This is a genomic window from Dyella acidiphila (assembly GCF_014863405.1).
In the GTDB taxonomy this organism is placed as follows: Bacteria; Pseudomonadota; Gammaproteobacteria; order Xanthomonadales; family Rhodanobacteraceae; genus Dyella_B; species Dyella_B acidiphila.
This window is the reverse complement of record NZ_JACZZA010000005.1, coordinates 145,437-165,189: the sequence shown is the minus strand read 5'-3', so window position 1 is coordinate 165,189 and position 19,753 is coordinate 145,437. Positions and strand designations below refer to the sequence as shown.

Below are 19,753 nucleotides of genomic sequence, written 5' to 3'. Positions count from 1 at the left end.
CTGGCGGCGTCGCCGGCCGCGCCAACACCAGCACCGGCACCGGAGCCAACACCGACGCCGACGCCCGCACCGGAGCCGACACCGACACCGACGCCAACGCCAACGCCAACGCCAACGCCAACGCCGACGCCGACGCCGGTTCCGGCACCAGCACCGGTACCAGCGCCGCGATCGACCCTGGGGCGCATGAACGACTTGATGGTGGCGCGCCTGGCTGCGGCACCGCCGCCGTCGGATGCGCTGAACAGCCAGATCGTGCAGGCAGTGACCGTCACCAATGCGGAAACCGCCAGCTATGCGCCGTCGCAGATCGCCACCGCGCCGGACATGATGATCAGCCAGGCGGCGGGCTTGGTGGCGCAGTCGGCGGCCAACTATTTCGACGGCGTCAGCAAGATCGCCCTGGCCAGCCAGGCCGTGCTGCTGAAGGACATGACGCAGAACATTGCCGAGCAGAACCTGGAAGCCGCGGCGGAAGATGCGATCGGTGTGCTGGTGACGGATCTGTTGATGGGCGCTGCCGCGGTGGTGGCGGCTGCGGCAGGCGCCATCGAGGGCGAGGCGGCGAGTTTTGCGATCGACAAGATCGATCAGAGCATTTCCAAGTACAGCAGCCTGCTCGCCAACAGCAAATCGGGCTGAGTGACATGCCGGGCCGTCATGGCCAGCCGTCGTCTGCTTTTACGCATGGGATATCGATATGACTCAGTGGGATCCGGATATTTCCGCGGCGCTGCGCCGCGTGGCCGAAGTGTGGTTGAAGCGTCCGCTGACCGCCGCCGAAGAACAGGAACTGCAGGCATTCCAGCAAACGGCAGCGGGCGCGCCCGGCGGCGGCCAGGATCCTGCCGCCTACGCCAGGCTGCAGGCGGAGCACGCCTTGCAGGAAGGGCAGGCGCGCACCGATACGGTCATTCGCGATGTGTTGCACAAGATCCAGGGCACTACCAGGCAAGCCCTGCAGGCACAGGATCGCGAAGCGCAGGCCATTCTGAAAACGGTGGAAGCGGCCAGGACGCTCGCCGACTTGCGACCTTCGAGCTTGAACACTGCAGCACCCGCGGCAGCGGTCGACAGCCAGATGGTGATGGCGCAGATCGCCGATCGGCTGGCCAATCTCGTCAAGGCCGAGGTCACGCAAATCTTCACGCAAAAGTTTGGCGGCCTGCAGCAAAAACTGGAACAGGCCATCGGCGAATTCACCGCGGTGAAACAGCAGATGCAGCAGGCCATGCCAGCTGGCGGCCCACCGCCGGCATCGAGTCCTGCGCCGGTACCCACGCCATCTGCACCGGCGCCGCCCAGCGACACGCCACCGGCACCGAGTCCATTACCGGTGGCCACACCGCCTGTACCCAGTCCAGCGCCGGCGGTTACGCCGCCTGCACCCGCGCCGCCAAGCGGCACATCGTCGGGTTAGGAACGCCGTTCACAGCCTTCCTCGTTCGACGTTCCTGACACAGCGCGACGTTTGCCGCGCATCCACCAGAAGGAGCAACACATGACATTTCCTACCTCAGTCAACGACCAGATCACCGATGCGGTAACCCAATCGAATGTGAAAGTGGTCGGCGAAGCACCTGCGATGGCGATGGGCACGATCTATCAGACCCTGGCGCACTCCACCGGCATTCTGTTCGAGAACGCCGTCGCCGCGCAGCAGCAGCAGAACACCCTGACGCAAGCCGCCACCAATCAGGGCGTGATGCAGATCTACAGCGTCGATACCACGGCGGCCGCGGGCGCTGCCGAGAAAGTGGCCCAGACCGGGGTTGCCGACAACCTCACCAGTCTGCTCACTGTACTCAGTGCGTTCCGTCCTGGCGCGACCGGTTAATCGGCCGGCCAGAGCTACTGTCCCTTCCAATCATTGATCCAGGAGAACAACCATGACGTTTCCGACCTCCGTCAACAACCAGATCACCGATGCCGTCACCCAGTCCAATGTGAAGGTGATCGGTGAAGCGCCGGCCATGGCGATGGGTTCCATCTACCAGACCATGGCGCACTCGACCGGCATCCTGTTCGAGAACGCCGTATCCGCACAGCAGCAGCAGAACACGCTGTCGCAGGCGGCGGCCAACCAGGGCGTGATGCAGATCTACACCCTGGACACCACGGCAGCTGCCGGCGCCACCGAAAAGGTCGCGCAGACCGGTGTGGCCGACAACCTCACCAGCCTGCTGACGGTGCTCAACGCGTTCCGCCCGGGCGCGACGGGCTGATCCACGAGCGCGCTGCTGTCAAGCGCCGGAGCATGGGCTCCGGCGCTTTTTTTATGTCTACGAAAAGCGAGCAGTATCAGAAAGCGATAAATCTCTTCACCGCCATTCCGGCGCAGGCCGGAATCCATCCTTCGTACTGGCGATGGACTCCGGCCTGCGCCGGGATGACGGGGCGGTAGTTTTCAAGCGGCAGACAGGTGGGCGCCAATCTTCAAGACGTCACTTCATGCGCCATATTGCGCAACTGATCCACATCGGTGATCAGCAGCGACCCCTGTCCCTGCGCCCAGCTGACCAGGCCGCTGCGCCGCCAGGCCTGCAGCTGGGCATTGAGCTTGGGCCGGCTCACATTGACCATCGCGGCCAGTACGCTCTGGCTCGGCGGCATCGGTACTACCACGCCGTCCGGCGCAATCCGGCCGCATTCGTCCACCGCGGACAGGAAATAGCGCGCCAGGCGCGACTCCAGCCGGTACAGGCAGACCGATTCGGTCAACGCCGCCACATCGCGCAGGCGTGCGCACAGCAAGGCCAGCAGGCGATTGAGGAACAGCGGTTCGGCGATGAGCGGTGCGAAGTGATGGCGCCGCAAGATCAGAATATGCGTGGGCGCGCAGACAAAGGCCATCGTGTCGCGCTGCCGGCTGTCGATCAGCGCGGTTTCGCCGACCACGTCGCCGGAAGGGAAGCTGTTGACGATCAGTTCGCGTCCATCCGGGCCATAGACCATGGCGTAGACGCAGCCCGATACCACCAGGGCAAGAAAATCCTGCGGATCGTTTTTCAGAAACAGCACTTCGCCGCTGCGCAGGCGACGCTCGGTCGCATTGGTCGCAATGTGATGGATCATGGCATCGGGCATATCGCGGAACAGTCGCGACCGCCTGACCACGGCGGCACGTCGCTCCCATGACGCGGGCGCGCAATCGCGCCCGACGGAACACTCCTTCGTTTCCACTGCGCTCCCCCTGATCAACGCTCTCGCGAAACATCCTTGAACGTCTTCGCGGTCATCCTGTGAATGTGGATGACATGGCTGTCTTTAAAAACTTGCAATCATCCTTGCGTTAGTGCGTCTTGGATAGACGAAGGCAGCAGAAAAAGCACTGATTAAATAATGGAGGAAACTTCTAGACACAAAATTCACGCCGTCTAGACGCAGCCGGCGAAGGTGTTGCGGCGTGTTCGATGCGTGTTGAAGACGGCGCGATTCACATGCGATGTTTATGGCCGTCCATCATGCAGATGCAGGCTCTTCGATGTGTGTTGGAGCGGTGCGCAAAGCGGCCGAACGACGGGTGGCCGTCGAATTCCTTTCTTCAATGCTTTACATGGAGGTCATCGAATATGCCGAGCTTGCAGAATTTTCCTGCCGAGGTGTCGCAGTTCGGAGCGTCGAGCTGGGTCGGCGCTGCGCGCGCCATCGTCAACTGGTACTACATGCAAGGGTTGCCAGGAGTGCCGTGCTTGAGCACCGACCAAGACCTGGGGACTGCCTGGATGATGGTGTCGCAAAACATGATCAACAGCGATATCTATGTGCAGCAGTCGGCGGTGCAGGCACTGGAGGCCCTTGGATTCAGCGCGCTGGTCGCCGAGCTGCCGGTGCCGTCAACGGCGGATATTGGTGCGGCCTTGGGCAACGGCGACCCGCTGCTTGTCTTGATCGGCGCCATTGGGCCAAGCCCAGAGGCCGCGCCGGATATTAACCAAGGCCAATGGGTGGTGATTGTCGGCATCGCCGACGGCGGCAGCTCGACCTTGCAGGTATTCGATCCGCGCGACGGGGCGATCCACGAAGCGTCCTACAACAGTGCCACCTACCAGCCCGACGAATACTGGCAGCAGACGTCTTTTATCTACGCTCGGCGTTGAGGCCGGCGCGAAGGCGCAGCTTGTCGCAGGCCAGCCGCCGCTGTGCCGTCAGCGCACGGCGCGGATACGTTCGCTGAGTTCGTGTGCAGCAAGGCGCGGATCGGGCGTGCCGCAAATGGCGGAGACCACCGCCATGCCATCGGCATCGGCGGCGAAGACGCGTTGCACGTGTTCGTGCTTCAAGCCGCCGATGGCTACGGCCGGTACCGGGCTGGCCGCGATCACTTTGGCCAGGCCGTCGAAGCCGAGCGGCTTTTCGTGATCGGGCTTGGTGGGCGTGGCGAAGACAGGGCCGACGCCGACATAGTCGATGACGGCCGGATCGACCAGCCGCGCCGCACCTTCGGTATTTACGGACAGGCCCAGGATCATCTCGGCGCCGATGCGCGCACGCGCCAGCGAGGGCGAGATGTCGCCCTGGCCGATATGCAGGCCATCGACACCGGACTCGATCGCGGCGGTGACGTCGTCGTTCATGATCACCACGGCCGGCGTGTCGCGCAGGGATTCCATCAGCGCGCGGCCCAGCGCAATGCGCTCATCGGTGGACGCCAGCTTGTGGCGCAACTGCACCATGGTGGCGCCGCCGGCCACCGCCTGGCGTGCGGTTTCGAGCATGTCGTGGCGCTGGCAGAGATCCGGATCGAGCACCAGGTAAAGCGACAGATCGAACGGCTTCATACGCTGATCTGCTCCACCTGTGCAGCGAGGGCGGCGGCATCGAGTGCGGCCAGCGCATCGACAAAGCGCCATGCGAACGAACCGGGACCATCCGCCGCCGGCTCGGCCTGCGCGCCGGCGGCGCCGAAGCAGGCGAGGGCGCTGACCGTAGCGAGAAAAAGATTTTCGGGAATGGCCGCGGCAAACGCGCCCATCAGGCAGGTCAGTGCGCAGCCCATGGCGGTGACGCGCGGCATCAGCGCCGAGCCGCCGTGGATGCGCGCGGCATTGCTGCCGTCGGTGACGAAGTCCACCGCACCGGTGACCGCCACTACCGCACCTGTGCTTTGCGCCAGCCGCGTGGCGGCCGCTTCCGCCTGCTGCACGCTGTCGCCGGCATCGACCCCGCGGCCTGCACTCGCCACGCCGGCCAGCGCCATGATTTCCGATGCATTGCCGCGGATGATGCCGGGCTGCAAGGCAAGCAGTTGCTGCACCGCGCGGCGGCGGAAGCCGGTGGCGAAATGCGCGACCGGATCGAGCACCCAGGGCTTGCCCGCCTCGTTGGCGGCGCGGGCCGCGGCCAGCATGCCCTCGAGCCAGTCGGTGGAGAGCGTGCCGATGTTGACGGTCAGCGCGTCGGCCAGCCGGGCGAATTCGCCGGCTTCTTCCGGCGCGTGCACCATGGCCGGCGATGCGCCGGCGGCCAGCAGCACGTTGGCGGCGTAGTTCATGGCCACGAAATTGGTAATGCATTGCACGAGCGGAGAGGCATGGCGCATGCGTTCGAGCATGTCGCCGTACAGCGTGGCCGTGGTGGTGGCGGATGTATCGGTGGCCATGGGCATTCCTGATCGTGCGGCAAGCTGATCCGGATCAGGCGGGGTAGCGGATGCATGGAACAGCAGGCGAACTGCGCTGCCGGCATCCGCACCATCCCTACGCCAGCATGAACTGGATCAGGTTCGACGGGTCGCTGCACCGTGCCTCCGGCACCAGCAGCCTCTCAGCCTCTTGTCGGGGCACCCCGGGTGGAGGCCGCAAGGTGCCGTCCGCGCGCAAGGATGTCAAGCCGCAAGTGTGCGACCGGCGGCGTCGCCGCCTCGTGCAGATGGCCGATTTCTGCGAACGGCGGTGCCGTGGCGCATGTCTTTCGCGCGTCGGAAGGCGTAACGTAGGCGCGCTGCGGCGTCCACGCCGCCGCCGACACCCATCAGGATGCATCCATGTCCACCGATCCGGCCTCGCCGCAGAACGTTGCGAACCAGCGCGCGCTGACCATCATCGCGATCGCGACGATCCTGGCCTTGCTGTATTTCGGCCGGGAAGTACTGGTGCCGGTGACGCTGGCGCTGATCCTGGGCCTGCTGATGGCGCCGGTGGTGCGCGGCCTGCGCCGCATCGGCATCGGGCACGGGGCGTCGGTATTGGTGGCGGTGCTGCTGCTCACCTTTGTGCTCGGCGGACTGCTCACGGTGATCGGCTCGCAGGTGGTGCATCTGGCCCGCAGCCTGCCGCAATACGAAGCCACCATCCACGCCAAGCTGCAGATCCTGCACGACGAAACCCTCGGCCGGATGGAAGCGGTGTCGGGTGAAGCGGGCAAGGTGATCGGCCTGGACGACGACTCGCCCAATCTGTCCAGCAACGAAGGCGTGATGGCGGTATCCACCGCCGCGCAATCATCCGCCGCGGTACCTGCCGCCAATTCGCTCAAGGCGGTGAGCAAGGTGCTGTCCTCGATCTGGACGCCGCTGGAAACCGGCGGCATCGTGTTGGTGGTGCTGATTTTCGTGCTGCTGGAATACGAATCGCTGCGCGACCGTTTTATCCGGCTGATCGGCGGCAAGGACCTGCGCGCCACCACGGCGGCGATCAACGATGCGGGCCAGCGCCTGTCGCGCTTTTTCGTCTCGCAGTTCTCGGTCAACTTCGGCGTGGGCCTGTTGATCTGGCTGGGGCTGATGATCGTGGGGCTGCCCAATGCCTTGCTGTGGGGCGCGTGCACGGCGGTGCTGCGCTTTGTGCCGTATGTGGGCGTGTGGCTGGCGGCGATTCTTGCCGGCCTGCTGGCGGCGGCGGTCGATCCGGGCTGGTCGCTGATGCTGCTGACGCTGGGCTTGTTCGCGGTAGTGGAAGTGATCGTGAGCCAGCTGGTGGAGCCGCATCTGTATGGACACACCACCGGGCTGTCGCCGTTGGCGGTGGTGGTGGCGGCGATTTTCTGGAGCTGGCTGTGGGGCGCGGCCGGCCTGATCCTGTCGACGCCGCTGACGCTGTGCCTGGTGGTGGCGGGGCGGCACGTGAAGGCGCTGTCGGTGCTGGAGATCCTGCTCGGCGACCGGCCGGCGCTGACCCTGCCGGAACGTTTCTATCAGCGCATGCTGTCCGGCGATGCGCAGGAAGTGATCGCTTCGGCACGCGAATTCCTCAAGCGCAAATCCTTTGCCAAATACTGCGACGTGGTGCTGCTGCCGGCCTTGCAACTGGCCTTTATCGATGTAAAGCAGGGCGCGATCGGACCGGAGCAGCGATTGAAGGCGCGCCGTTCGATCGTGCGCGTGATCGAGACGCTGGCCGGCGAGCCGCGCGGCCGCTTCAGCTGGTGGCGCAGCAGTTCCGTGCTCGGCGAAGGCAGCCTGGCGCTGAGCCTGCGCCAGCAGCGCGAGCATGTCAGCGGGCGCTGGCAGGGGCCGCTGGCGGTGGCGCCCAAATCGATCGTGCTGTGCGTGGAAGCCTGCTCGCAGGACGACGACATGGTCACCGAGATCCTGGTGCGCGTGCTGCGCGACCTGAACATCGACGGCCGCCATTTCTCGCTCGATGACATCCGCGCCTTCGAGTCGGAAGTGCATCCGGAGGCCACGCCCGATGCGGTATCGATGATCTATATCGTCAGCAGTGTCGGCTCGCGCGAAGAAGAGCAGATCAACAACACCGCCAAGGAAATGCGCCAGCGCCTGCCGGAGGCGAACATCGTAGTGGTGCTGCTGCCGCAATTGCTCGAGGTGCCGCAGCCGCTCAACGCCAGCGCCTGCGTGGACCGCGTGGCCAATTCGTTCGAGGAAGCGGCGCAGTTCGCCATCGCCACCGTGCCGGTGCTTACGCCGACCAAACCGGCGCCCAAACGCGCGAGCAAAACGCCGGCCTGAGCGCACCGTTTCACACGGCAGTCACAAAAGCGCCATACCCTGCGTCACCATCGAATGCCTCGGCCCGCTTCGGCGTTCCGGCCGAAGGGGATGTGATGCACGAAAAGCACAAGACCTGGTCCGCCTTGTTCGCGGCCAAGGGCGCCACACTCAGCAGCTATTTTCTACGCCGCGTGGCGCATCGCTGGGATGCGCAGGATCTGGTGCAGGAAGCCTATCTGCGCCTGCTGCGCATCGAGCCTGCCGATGCCGCCAATATCCGCAATCCGGAAGCGTATCTATTCACCGTCGCGGCCAACCTGGTCAAGGAACATGCGGTGCTGCAGCAGCAGTCGCCGGTGAGCGGCGATGGGCTGGAGGATGTGCTCGAGCAGCTGAGCACGCCGTGCAACGCCGAAGCGGACATGGACCGCGAGCTGCGCCGGCAACGCCTGGGTACGCTGATCCAGCGCCTGTCGCCCAAGTGCCGGGCGGTGCTGGTGATGCATTACCGCGATGATTTGTCGTATCGCCAGATTGCCGAGAAGCTGTCGATCTCGCCCAACATGGTGAAGAAATACATCGTGAAAGGACTTGCCGCCTGCCGCCAGAGGATGGCCGACTATGAATAAGCACGCGAACTTCGAAGCGCGGCGCCATGCCCGCCGCATCAGCGAGCAGGCGGTGGCCTGGTATCTGGAACAGCAGGATCATCCCAGCGACCGCCAGCAGCAGGCGTTCCTGGCGTGGCTGCGTACCTCGCCCGCGCACGTGGCCGAATACCTGGCCGTGGCGCAGATGCACGGTGACCTCAAGGTGGCGGCGTCGATGGACACCTTGAGCGTGATGGAACTGGCGCATCGCGTGAAACATGAGAGTCCGGTGGTGATGTTCCCGCAGCTCGGTGCTGGGCCACATGCCAAAGAAACCGGCCGCGCAGCACGTGCGCGCCCGTTCGCCCTGCGCATCGCCGCGGCAGCCGCAGTGTTGCTGCTGATGGTGGCGAGCGGTATGTATTGGCGCGGGGCAGGGACGGCGTTCCATCAGCGCTACATGGCCGACGCCACGGTAAAGGCGCTCGATCTGCCCGACGGCAGCCTGGTGCAGTTGGACCAGCACAGCGTGATCGAGGTGCAGTTCGATCGCCATCTGCGCCGCATCGCGGTGGTCAGCGGGCATGCCCTGTTCGACGTCGGCAAGGATCCGCAGCGCCCCTTGCTGGTCACGGTCGGCGGCCATGTGCTGCAGGACATCGGCACCGTATTCGATGTGCGGCACGATGCTGGCGGCGATACCTTGACCGTGATCAGCGGCCGCGTGCGGGTATGGAACGCGCCCAAGGCATGGTTGGCCGACATGCAGGATTTCGTCGGCGTGCCGGCCACCGGCAACCATGCCATCGCCGATCTCGGCGCGGGCCAGCAGATCAAGCTCGACCCCGCCACGGATGCCACCGCCGTGCAGCCGGCAGTGCTGGCGCGCACCACCGCGTGGCTGCCGACGGAAATACGCTTCCAGCACGAAACGGTAGGCGAGGTGGCGCGGCGCTTCAACGCCTACACCACCACGCCGCTGGTGATCGAGGACACGCAGATTGCGAAGCTACGCATCAGCGGCGTGTTTCATGCGGACAATCCGGAAGCGTTTCTCGCCTACCTGTCGAGCTTGCCGGGCGTGCGCGTGATGCAGGGCCATGACCGTGTGCGCGTGATGGCTGCGGCAGAGCCGCCTGCAGGGCCGCACGCGTTGTAAGAAAAAATTCATCGAATCGGCGGTACCCGGTTGTGCCGCCCCGGGACTCTTAGATGGGTATCGGTCGACATGTGAGCGTGGCTTGCTCCGTTCGTCCAGCCGCCCATTCAGCAAAGGTCCCGCCAGGCATGCGTAATCGTCTCGCTCTGCATATCGCTTTGATTCTCGCCGGCAGCTTGCCGTGCATTTCCCTCGCCGACACCGCGCCAGCTACCCAGACCGTCGCCATTGTGGCGATGCCGCTGGCGCAGGCGCTGGATCGCTTTGCGCACGAAACCGGCATGCAGGTGGTCTACGGTTCGGAAGTTGCCGATAGCGTGCGCAGCCAGGGTGCCGATGCCGGTCTCGCGCCGGAACAGCAATTGCAGCAGCTGCTGAAAGGCACCGGCCTCGGCTATCGCTTCATCACGCCCAATACGGTGACGATCGTGCCGGCGAATGTATCCGGTACCGCGACGCCGGCTGCCGCTGCCAGCGCACCGCTGGCGCAAAGCACACCGGGCAGTCCCAATGGCGGTTCTGCCGCGGGCAATAGCGCAGCCAGCGCCAAGGATCTCGACCAGGTGGTGGTTACCGCGCGCTCCGGCGTGGACGTGCGCACCAAGGCGCAGACCAGTTATTCGATCACCACCATCGACGAGGATCGACTGCGCATGCAAGCGCCGACCAGCGTAACCGAAGCGATGAAATCGGTACCGGGTTTCTGGGTGGAATCGTCCGGCGGCGAAGCCAGCGGCAATATCCGCGCACGCGGCATCCCGGTGGACGGCTACGGCTCGGTCAACCTGCTGGAAGACGGCATTCCGGTACAGCACGATCCGGCGCTGGGCTATCTCAATGCCGATCAGGTGTTTCGGCTGGACGAAACCATCGAGCGCATCGAAGTGGTGCGCGGCGGGCCGTCCTCGGTGTTTTATTCCAATGCGCCGGCCGGTGCGATCAACTTCATTCCGCGCCAGGTCGGCGATGAAGCCGAAGGCCTGATCAAGTACACCGTGGGCAACTACGACCTCAATCGCGTGGACTTCTGGTACGGCACGCCGCTGGGCGACGGCTGGAAACTTTCCACCGGCGGCTTTTACCGCATCGACGACGGCGTGCGCGATCCGGGCTTTCATGCCGACGACGGCGGCCAGCTGCGCGCCACGCTGTCGCGCTCGTTCGAGAACGGCGGTTTCAGCCTGGACGTCAAGCACATGGACGACAAGGTCACGCTCGATCTGGGTATTCCCATGTATACCGCGGCCAATGGCCAGATCCTCGCGGTACCGGGCTTCAACGGCAATTACGGCACGCTGGCCGGCCCGGAAACCGAGCATCTGGCGATGCTGCAGGGAAACGGCAGCTGGTATGACTTCAACAACAACCTCGGCACTGACGTAAAGCGCACGCAGGTCACGCTGAAGTTCGACTACAACCTGGGCGATGACTGGCGCATCTCCGAGGGCCTGCGTTACGACACCACCAACACCGTGCGCAACGGCGTATACCCCAACACCGTGCTCACCGGCGATGCCTTTCTCGCTCAGGCCCAATCGCGGCTGACGCAATACTATCCGGGTGCTGCCGGCATGCGCCTGCAATACGTGGATAACGGGCAGGTGTTCAACAATGCCAACCAGAATGGCAACGGTCTGGTGATGGTCGACGGCCTGCGCGGCATCAGCATGCCGCTGAACGAAATCACCAGCGATACGCGGCTGATGCGCAAGTTCGAGTTCGGCGACCAGACCCACGACATCACCATCGGCGCGTATTTCGCGCACTTCGACCAGGGCTTCGACCGCTATTCGTCCAGCGTACTGACCGACACCACCAACAGTGCACGTTTGCTCAATCTGGTGGCAGTGAACAGCGCGGGCCAGCCGATCGGCATGCTGACCCAGAACGGCGTATACAGCTACGGCTACGAGTGGGCCAACGCCAGCGGTTCCTCGACCACCTATGCGGCCTATCTCTCGGACGAGTGGCAGGTAACCGACAAGTTGCGCATCGACGGCGGCGCCCGCTGGGAAACGGTGAATACGCAGGGTTGGACGGAAAATCCCGAAACCGTGAACCTGGGCACGCCGACCACCGCGCAGATACTTACCGGCAGCGGCCAGTTCGTAAATTACAACCACAATTTCGACAAGGCCGGTTGGACTCTCGGCGCCAATTACCAGTTCAGCGATCACCAGGGCGTGTTCGCGCGCTATACCTCCACGTTTCGCCTGCCGAACCTGAGTACTTACATCACCACGCCCAGCGCGGTGCCGGTGACGCAGACCATGGTGCTGCCGGAAGCCGGCTACAAATTCAGCAACCGCTACGTGGATGCCTACGCCACCCTGTTCTATACCAAATACAACAACGTCGGCTTCAGCAATTACGTATTCAATCTGCAGACCGGCGCCTCCACCGCGCAGACCGGCTACGCCAACACCAAGACCTATGGCCTGGAGCTGGAAGGCACCTTCTATCCCTCGCAGCTGTTCGACCTGCAATACAACGCCACGCTGGAAAATCCGCAGTACAAGGGATTGCGCTACACCACGGTGGAAGCCGGCGCACCGCTGCTGCTGGATTACGACGACAACCAGCTGATCCGCGTGCCCAAGGTGAGCGCGCGCATCGTGCCGGGTATCAATCTGCTGAACGGCAAGCTGCGCGTGCAGATGTCCTACGAATACGAGGGCAAGCGCTACGCCGACACCGCCAATTCGGAAGTGCTGCCGCAATACCACACCATCAATGCCAGCGTCCGTTATCAGGCCACGCCGGATCTTTCATTCTTTCTCTACGCCGACAACATCAACAATTCGTTGGGCCTGACCGAAGGCAATCCGCGCTCGGGCGAACTGGACAGCAGCCAGGCCAATGCGGCGGTGTTTATCGCGCGTCCGCTGATCGGCCGCTCGTATCGGGCCGCGGTGATGTACCGTTTCTAGGCATGCCGGGGTTCCGGCGAAGGCTGGAATCCATGGTGATTGCGAAGCGCGGATTCCGGCCTTCGCCGGAATGACGCTGAGGCGAAACGATGTCGCTTTGTTTGCCCCAGAGTTCTGCTCAAACTATTGAAAACCTGTCGCGAGGAATCCATTCATGCGCGCCTTGCTCACCCTGTTCCTGGTCTCGTTCAGTTTTTGCGCGTTGGCCCAGACCGCGCCAGACCGCGTTCTGCACGGCGATATCAGCGGACGCGACAACAACACTTACCGCAGCGTGCCGTTCGATGTGCCGGCCGGTGTCACCCGCATCACGGTCCAATTCAGCTACACCGGCAGGGAAGAGCACACCACCATCGATCTGGGCCTGCTCGGCCCTGACGGGTTCAAGGGCCAGGACGGCTTTCGCGGCTGGAGCGGCGGCAGCAAGCAGGTGTTTACGGTATCGGCCACGGACGCTACGCCGTCGTTCCTGCCCGGGCCGATCCAGCCCGGACGCTGGACCTTGCTGCTGGGCATTCCCAATATCCGCGCCAAGTCACACGCCAGCTATACCGCGCACATCTGGTTCGCGCGCGATGCCGCCACGGCATGGGGACCGGAGGTACTGAATCCGCCCCTGCGTACGCAGGCCGGCTGGTACCGCGGCGACCTGCATATGCACGGTGCGCACAGCGACGGCAGCTGCACCAGCCAGAGCGGTGCGAAGCGTGTGCCGTGCCCGCTGTTCCTCACCGTGCAGCATGCGCTCGACCGCGGCCTGGATTTCATCGCGCTCAGCGATCACAACACCGTTTCGCAGTTCAACGATATGCGCGAGCTGCAGCCGTACTTCGATCGTTTGCTACTGATTCCCGCGCGCGAGATCACTACCTTCCAGGGTCACGCCAACCTGTTCGGCGTGGTGCAGCCGGTGGATTTCCGGGTCAGCAGTGCGTCGGTGCCGGACTGGAGCGCGCTGTTGCGCCATGTGGCGTCCTTGCATGGACTGATCTCGATCAACCATCCGATCCGACCCGACGACGAACGCTGCATGGGCTGCGGCTGGGCGCCGGCCAAGCCGGTGGATATGCATCTGGTGCAGGCGATCGAGGCCGTCAACGGCCTGGATGCGATGATCCCGGTGCTATCGGGCATTCCGTTCTGGCAAAACCAGCTCAATCAAGGCCTGCACCTTACCGCGGTGGGCGGCAGCGACAACCATGACGCCAAGCTGGTGATGCCTACACCCGGCGGCAGCAGCCTGATCGGTACGCCCACTACCGTGGTGCATGCGCGCGAGTTGTCGATGCCGGCGATTCTGGATGGCATCCGCGCCGGGCACGTCTTTGTCGACGTGCAGGGTACGCGCGACCGCCTGCTCGAAATGACGGCAACGGCCGGCGAGCGTCACGCGGAGATGGGCGACAGCCTGCCTGCCGCAGCTGGCACCGCCGTGCATGTAGCCATCCATGTCCTTGCCCTGGCCGGCGACCGGGCCGAGCTGGTCCTCGACGGCAAGCCGCTGCAGCTCACTACGGATCTAAATATCCATGGCACCGATCAAACGCTGTCCTTCGACTGGCCCAGCGACGGCAAGCGACACTGGCTGCGCGCGAATGTACGTGGCTCGGCGGGCGAGTTGCTGATGGTCGGCAATCCGGTCTATATCAACGAGTGAACATCGGCGCTAATGCAAGGTCGCCAATGGCTCCCGCGCGAGGATACGTTGCACGCGTCCCTGGTGCATCACCGCCGCACGATCGCACATATGCGCAATCACTCCCGCATCGTGGCTGACCAGCAGCATGGTCATGCCATAGCGCGCCTTGAGCTGGTTGAGCAGGTTGAGGATTTCGGCCTGCACGGAGACATCCAGTGCCGAAGTGGGTTCGTCCAGCAGCAATAGCCTGGGCTGCAGCAGCAGGGCGCGGGCGATGGCGACGCGCTGGCGCTGGCCGCCGGACATCTGGTTGGGATAGCGCTGTGCGATCTCCGCCGGCAGGCCGACTTCGGCCAGCGCCTGGTGCAAGCGCTGCAGCGGCTGGGCGATGCGGTTTACCTGCAGCGGTTCCAACAGTGCGCGGCCGACGGTATGGCGCGGATGCAAGGACGCATACGGATCCTGGAACACCATTTGCACGAGCTCGCGCATGCGTTCGCGCGGATAGCGTGCAGGCGGCACGTTCTGTCCGAAGATCGACAGCTGCCCCTGCCATGACGCGTGCAGGCCGGCCAGGATGCGCAGCAGGGTGGATTTGCCGCAGCCGGAGGGGCCGATCAAGCCAAAGATTTCGCCGGGCTCCACCTGCAGCGCCACCTGGGAAAGTACCGGTGCGCCGGGTTGGCCGCGCGCAACGAAGCCGGCGCTGAGCGCGCTGCAGACGATGGCGCTCATGCAACGGGGTCCATCTGCGCCGGATCGAATACCGGCAGCAGTTGCCCATGGGTGTCGCCACTGGGCCGGCAATGCCACAAGGCGCGCGTATACGGCGAGGTGGCGGTGTCCAGCGCCGCGGCCGCGCAGCGATCCACCAAGCGGCCGCGATACATCACCAGCACGTCGCGGCAATGGCGCGCCACCAGCGGCAGGTCGTGGCTGATCAGCAGCAGGCTCATGCCGTGCGCATCGGCCAGGTGCATCATCAGTTCCAGCACCTGATCGCGCAGATGCGTATCGAGTGCGGAGGTGGGCTCGTCGGCGATCAGCAGGCGCGGGCGGTTGATCAGCGCAATCGCCAGCATCACGCGCTGGCCCATGCCGCCGGAAAGCTGGTGCGGATAGTGCGTCCACAGCTGCCGCGGTTGCGGCAGTCCCACTTCGTGCATGGCGGCGAGTACGCGCTCGCGGCGTTCGGCACGCGGCAGGCGTGCGTGCAGGCGCAGGGCTTCGTCGATCTGCGTGCCGATGCTCAGGCGTGGATTGAGTGCATGGCGCGGGTCCTGCATCACCAGCGCCATGTCGGCTCCGCGCAGCGCCTGCCACTGGCGCTCGCGCAGGGTGGACAGCTCGTGGCCGTCGAACTGCATGCAGCGACTGTGCGACTGCAGGCTGGGCGGCAGCAGCTGCAGCAGGGCGCGCACGGTCAGCGATTTGCCGGAGCCCGATTCGCCCACCAATCCGGTTGCGCCCGGTCCGATCTCGAACGACAGCGGACCGACCAGCGGCGTTGCGTCGCCATGCCGGCGCCGCACTTCCAGTTGCTCCACGCGCAGCAGCGGATGCTCAGCCATGGCGTGGATCTCCCAGGTCGCGCAGGCCGTCGGCAAGCAGGTTGAAGGCGATGCACACCAGCAGGATCGCCGCGCCCGGCACCGCCGCCACCCACCATTGATCGAAGATCACCTTGCTGCCGCCGGCCACCATCGCGCCCCATTCGGGCGTGGGCGGCTGCACGCCCAGGCCGAGAAAGCCCAGGCTGGACAACGACAGGATGGTCGCCGCCATATCCAGCGCCAGACGCACATAGACGAACGGCAGGCACATCGGCAGCACATGACCCCAGAGTAGGCGGCCGCTGCGAATGCCGAGCATGCGCGCGGCAGCCAGGTAATCGCTGTCGCGGATCGCCAGCGTCTCCGCACGCGCCTGCCGTGCATAGCTGGGCCAGATAGTCAGCGCCACCGCCAGCGCGCCGTTGAATGTTCCCGCACCGAGCAAGCCTGCAAACGCCAGCGCCAGCACCAGTTGCGGAAACGCCAGCACGATATCGGTAAAACGCATCAGCACGCGTTCCACCCAGCCGCCGGCATAGCCGGCGACGATGCCGATCAGCAGGCCGACCGGCGCCGCGCTGGCCATCACCAGCAACGCAATGCCGAGCGTGGGGCGCGCACCATAGATAAGTCGCGACAGCAGATCGCGGCCCAGGTTGTCGGTGCCCAGCCAATGCCCGGCACCGGGTGGGCGCAGGCGCAGCGCAATGTTCTGCTGCAGCGGATCGTGCGGCGCCAGCCATGGCGCCAGGATCGCCACCAGCAACAGCAGCACCAATACACCGGCGCCGATCGTTGCCGCCGGCGAGCGCAGGCCGTGCCGTGCACGGGATAATACGAGGGTAGCTGCGCGCAGATTCATCGCAGGCGTGGATCCAGCAAACGCACCAGCATGTCGGTGACGCCGTTGATCAGAATGAAGACGATGCCGAGCACCAGGGTGGCGCCGAGAATGGCCGGCACGTCGCCATAGAACAAGGCATTGGTGAGATAGCGGCCCAGGCCCGGACGCGCGAACACGGTTTCGGTCAGCACCGCGCCCTGCAGCAGATTGGTATAGGCCAGCGCGATCACCGTCAGCATCGGGCCCAGGCAATTGGGCAGCACATGGCGCAACAGGATCCCACCCGGTCCCGCACCTTTGGCGCGCGCCAGCGTGACGTATTCCTGATGCAGTTCGCCGAGCAGGGAGGTGCGCGTGAGGCGCGCGATGCTGCCCAGCACATAGCTGGCCAGCAACAGCGCCGGCAGCAGCATATGGCGGATGGCGCTGGCGAACGCGCCGGGCATGCCGCTGCGCCAACTGTCCAGCAGCACCAGGCCGGTGGGCATGTCGATGGTGTATTCGTAAGCGTCATCCAGCCGGCCCGGGCCGCCGGCCCAGTGCCAGTGCGCATAGAACAAGGCCAGCGCCACCAGGCCCAGCCAGAAGATCGGCACCGACGAGCCCAGCAGCGAGATCACGCGGATGGCGCTGTCGACCCAGCTGCCCGGCCAGCGCGCGCTGAGCAAGGCCAGCCCCACGCCGGCGATCGCGCTGATCAGCAGCGCGATGGTCGACAGCTCCAGCGTGGCCGGAAAGACTTCGCGCAATTCGCCTGCTACCGCTTGCCCGGTGGCGGTCGAGATGCCGAGGTCGCCATGGCACAGGCCGATCAGGTAATGCGCAAAGCGCAGCGGCAGCGGCGCGTCCAGGCCCAGCGCGTGCCGCGCCTGCGCATAGGTGGCGGCGCTGGCGTGATCGCCTACTTGCTGCAGGGCCGGATCGATCGGCGAGAACGCCGACATCACGAAGGTCACCGCCAGCAACCCCGCCAGCGTCAGCACCAGACTCAACGCACTGCTGCCGAGCATGCGCCATGCCGTATTCGCATTGAACCACCGCGGCGCCGGCATGCTTATTTGCTGACCTGATCGTAATAGACCATGTCCGCACCAGTCCTTGCCGGTAACCATGCACATTGCTGCGCATGGCGAGCTGGCTGCGCTCCTGCAGGGCAATTACAAAGGGCGAGTTCTGCTGCACCTGGCGCTGGATATCCTGGTACAGGCGCAGACGTCCGGCCGCATCGCTGCTCATCACCGCCTGCTGCGTTTGTGCAGTCAGTTGCGGAATCGACCAACCCGCACGCCAGGCCAGCGTATGGCTGCCGTTGACGGGATTGGCGGCGAATGCGCTGGCGGTGGAATGCGCATCGAAGTAATCGGGGATCCAGTACAGCCACGCCGCCTGGTAGGTGCGCGAACGCAGCCGCGCATACACTTCGGCACCGGCCTCGATACGCAGATGCAACTGCACGCCGGCCTGCGCAAAACTCGCCTGCAGAGACTGCGCGATATCGATGAATGGCTCCTCGTTGAACACGTCCAGGGTCAGCTCGATGCCGTGATCGAGACCCGCCTTGGCCAGTATCGCCTTGGCGCGGGCGGGATCGAAATGATAAGGCGTGTCGTCGAGCGCGCCGGGAAAGCCGTCGGCAAGAAACGCCTGGTGCACGCTGAACTGGCCTTGCAGCAGGCCCTCGGCCAGGCCCCGGTAATCCACCAGCCAGCGCGCGGCCTGCCAGAAGGCGGGATTGGCCAGCGCCGGATTGGAAGTATCGGTGGTGTTGAACAGCAGGTAGCACACCGTGGCGGAGGGAAATTGCGCAATGCGGATGCCGGGCTTGCCTTGCAGCGCGGTGAATTGATCCGGTCCCAGGTCGCGCGCGATATCGGCATCGCCCACTTCCAGCAACAGGCGGCGCGTCGCCGCGTCGACGATATTGCGGATGATCAGCGTTTTGATGCGCGGGCCGCCGCCGGGTGCGCGCGGATTGGCATCCAGCACCAGCGCCTCGCGCGATACATAGCGCCGGATGCGGAACGGTCCGCTGCCGGCCGAGTGTGTTTTCAACCAGCGATTGCCCGCATCGCCATCTTGCTGGTGCGCCAGTACGTCGCGCTTGTCCACGATCGAGGCCACCGTGGCGGTGAGAATATGCAGGGCGAAATTCGCACTGACCGCAGCCGGCCAGCTGATGCGCACATGCTCGGCATCGACGGCGCTCAGGTAGCGGTCGATATTGTCGGCGGTCCAGCCCAGCTCGTTGAGAATGAAGGCCGGCGAGCGATTGAGTTTCACCGCGCGCGCCAGCGAATAGGTGACATCCTCGGCGCTGAGCGCATCGCCATTGGCGAAGCTTGCGCCCGCACGCAGGATGAAGATCAGGCTGCGATCGTCCGCGCCAACCGTCCAGCTCGCGGCCAGCACCGGCTGCAGGCGGGCAGGGGCGGCCGGATCCGCCTGCACCAGCCGCTGATAGAGGCTGCCGAACAACTGCTCACTGGATAGCTCGAAGCCTTCCGCCGGATCCAGGCTGACCAGATCGTCCATCGCCTGCACCACGACCAGGATGCCGGGCGGGGTGTCTGCGTAAGCGGAACAGGCGGGCAGGGTCAGGGCAAGCCCAAGTAGCACGCTGGCGCAGCGGAGCAGGGGAGGTCGAGTCATGTTCTTGTTGTGTGTCCTGCATTTTGGTGCTGGGCGTGTGGCTGAGCGCGGCGCCGATCGAGTGTAGCCGAGACGTGGAATGGCTGGTTTGTGCTGCGAGGAAGTCGCTGGGTCCCGGCCTGCGCCGGGATGACGGTGAGGTAGTTCTGAAAGCGCACTAATCAGTGGCAGCGATACGCCTTGGAAAGAATTCAACTTCGCCTCACCGTCATCCCGGCGCAGGCCGGGACCCAGCGACTTTGCACTGCCGGATCATCAACAACGCAACGCAGCAAGACATTTGCTTATTGCGCGATTCCACTCCCCCCTACTGACGCCCATGCCAAAAGGCATGCTTGCAGCAGACGCAAGCCTTGTGTATCTGCATCCAGCGCGCCTGCAAGCCGCTGAGTGGCACTCATTTTGGACTTCTATCCGCAAAAACAGCTTGTGGATTTCCGTATTTTGCAGCGCAACAAGATTTCTGTAGGGGACAAGCAGTACAGTCCGCCCTCG

At 64.6% G+C, this 19,753-nt stretch carries 17 protein-coding genes, 1 pseudogene and 1 riboswitch; of the genes and pseudogenes, 10 read left to right on the top strand and 8 right to left on the bottom strand.

Annotated features, from left to right (window positions below; translation table 11 throughout):
• The first annotated feature begins 186 nt into the window (after positions 1-186).
• The 4 genes from IGX34_RS10160 to IGX34_RS10145 all read left to right on the top strand — a co-directional run bounded on the left by IGX34_RS10160 (position 187) and on the right by IGX34_RS10145 (position 2,225).
• A complete protein-coding gene (locus tag IGX34_RS10160) occupies positions 187-642 on the top strand; it encodes a hypothetical protein (RefSeq protein WP_192555608.1) in 456 nt (151 codons plus the stop codon).
• Positions 643-700: 58 nt separating this feature from the next.
• Complete coding sequence (locus IGX34_RS10155; protein WP_192555607.1) at positions 701-1,420, top strand: hypothetical protein; 720 nt, start codon at positions 701-703, stop codon at positions 1,418-1,420.
• A gap of 81 nt (positions 1,421-1,501) precedes the next feature.
• On the top strand, positions 1,502-1,837 hold the full coding sequence (locus IGX34_RS10150; protein ID WP_192555606.1) for a RebB family R body protein: 336 nt from the start codon (positions 1,502-1,504) through the stop codon (positions 1,835-1,837).
• Positions 1,838-1,889: 52 nt separating this feature from the next.
• Entirely contained in the window at positions 1,890-2,225 is a 336-nt protein-coding gene (locus IGX34_RS10145; RefSeq protein ID WP_192555605.1) for a RebB family R body protein, read from the top strand.
• 211 nt (positions 2,226-2,436) lie between these two features.
• On the opposite strand, the gene IGX34_RS10140 is transcribed toward IGX34_RS10145, so the two are convergent.
• Complete coding sequence (locus IGX34_RS10140) at positions 2,437-3,075, bottom strand: Crp/Fnr family transcriptional regulator (RefSeq protein ID WP_225737370.1); 639 nt, start codon at positions 3,073-3,075, stop codon at positions 2,437-2,439.
• Positions 3,076-3,572: 497 nt separating this feature from the next.
• Between IGX34_RS10140 and IGX34_RS10135 the strand changes: the two genes are divergently transcribed.
• Complete coding sequence (locus IGX34_RS10135) at positions 3,573-4,100, top strand: hypothetical protein (protein ID WP_192555603.1); 528 nt, start codon at positions 3,573-3,575, stop codon at positions 4,098-4,100.
• A 48-nt stretch (positions 4,101-4,148) separates the two neighbouring features.
• On the opposite strand, the gene thiE is transcribed toward IGX34_RS10135, so the two are convergent.
• Positions 4,149-4,781 (bottom strand): thiamine phosphate synthase, encoded by a 633-nt coding sequence (gene thiE, locus IGX34_RS10130; RefSeq protein WP_192555602.1) that lies wholly within the window; start codon positions 4,779-4,781, stop codon positions 4,149-4,151.
• Positions 4,778-5,602 (bottom strand): hydroxyethylthiazole kinase, encoded by an 825-nt coding sequence (gene thiM, locus IGX34_RS10125; protein ID WP_225737369.1) that lies wholly within the window; start codon positions 5,600-5,602, stop codon positions 4,778-4,780. The genes thiE and thiM overlap by 4 nt, the downstream gene beginning before the upstream one ends.
• Before the next feature lie 76 nt (positions 5,603-5,678).
• A riboswitch (TPP riboswitch) is annotated at positions 5,679-5,800 on the bottom strand.
• A 186-nt stretch (positions 5,801-5,986) separates the two neighbouring features.
• On the opposite strand from thiM, the gene IGX34_RS10120 reads away from it, so the two are divergent.
• The 5 genes from IGX34_RS10120 (at position 5,987) to IGX34_RS10100 (ending at position 14,230) form a co-directional block, all read left to right on the top strand.
• Positions 5,987-7,912 (top strand): AI-2E family transporter, encoded by a 1,926-nt coding sequence (locus IGX34_RS10120; protein WP_192555601.1) that lies wholly within the window; start codon positions 5,987-5,989, stop codon positions 7,910-7,912.
• Between the two features lie 95 nt (positions 7,913-8,007).
• Complete coding sequence (locus IGX34_RS10115) at positions 8,008-8,523, top strand: RNA polymerase sigma factor (protein ID WP_192555600.1); 516 nt, start codon at positions 8,008-8,010, stop codon at positions 8,521-8,523.
• Positions 8,516-9,643 carry a FecR family protein gene (locus IGX34_RS10110; protein ID WP_192555599.1) on the top strand — a complete coding sequence of 376 codons (1,128 nt, stop codon included), beginning with the start codon at positions 8,516-8,518 and terminating at the stop codon, positions 9,641-9,643. Before IGX34_RS10115 ends, IGX34_RS10110 begins: the two co-directional genes overlap by 8 nt.
• 128 nt (positions 9,644-9,771) lie before the next feature.
• On the top strand, positions 9,772-12,573 hold the full coding sequence (locus tag IGX34_RS10105; RefSeq protein ID WP_192555598.1) for a TonB-dependent receptor: 2,802 nt from the start codon (positions 9,772-9,774) through the stop codon (positions 12,571-12,573).
• Positions 12,574-12,727: 154 nt separating this feature from the next.
• Entirely contained in the window at positions 12,728-14,230 is a 1,503-nt protein-coding gene (locus IGX34_RS10100; RefSeq protein ID WP_192555597.1) for a CehA/McbA family metallohydrolase, read from the top strand.
• A 9-nt stretch (positions 14,231-14,239) separates the two neighbouring features.
• On the opposite strand, the gene IGX34_RS10095 is transcribed toward IGX34_RS10100, so the two are convergent.
• From IGX34_RS10095 to IGX34_RS22485, 5 genes and pseudogenes are all read right to left on the bottom strand, one after another.
• A complete protein-coding gene (locus IGX34_RS10095; RefSeq protein ID WP_192555596.1) occupies positions 14,240-14,947 on the bottom strand; it encodes an ABC transporter ATP-binding protein in 708 nt (235 codons plus the stop codon).
• The gene (locus tag IGX34_RS10090; RefSeq protein WP_192555595.1) at positions 14,944-15,783 is read right to left on the bottom strand and encodes an ATP-binding cassette domain-containing protein; all 840 of its coding nucleotides are present in this window, start codon (positions 15,781-15,783) and stop codon (positions 14,944-14,946) included. The genes IGX34_RS10095 and IGX34_RS10090 overlap by 4 nt, the downstream gene beginning before the upstream one ends.
• Positions 15,776-16,627: an ABC transporter permease gene (locus tag IGX34_RS10085; protein ID WP_192555594.1), complete on the bottom strand. Its 852-nt coding sequence runs from the start codon at positions 16,625-16,627 to the stop codon at positions 15,776-15,778. Before IGX34_RS10085 ends, IGX34_RS10090 begins: the two co-directional genes overlap by 8 nt.
• A complete protein-coding gene (locus tag IGX34_RS10080; protein ID WP_238482170.1) occupies positions 16,624-17,553 on the bottom strand; it encodes an ABC transporter permease in 930 nt (309 codons plus the stop codon). Before IGX34_RS10080 ends, IGX34_RS10085 begins: the two co-directional genes overlap by 4 nt.
• 385 nt (positions 17,554-17,938) lie before the next feature.
• Positions 17,939-19,141, bottom strand: a pseudogene (locus IGX34_RS22485) (ABC transporter substrate-binding protein); the annotation flags it as partial.
• Between the last annotated feature and the right edge of the window lie 612 nt (positions 19,142-19,753).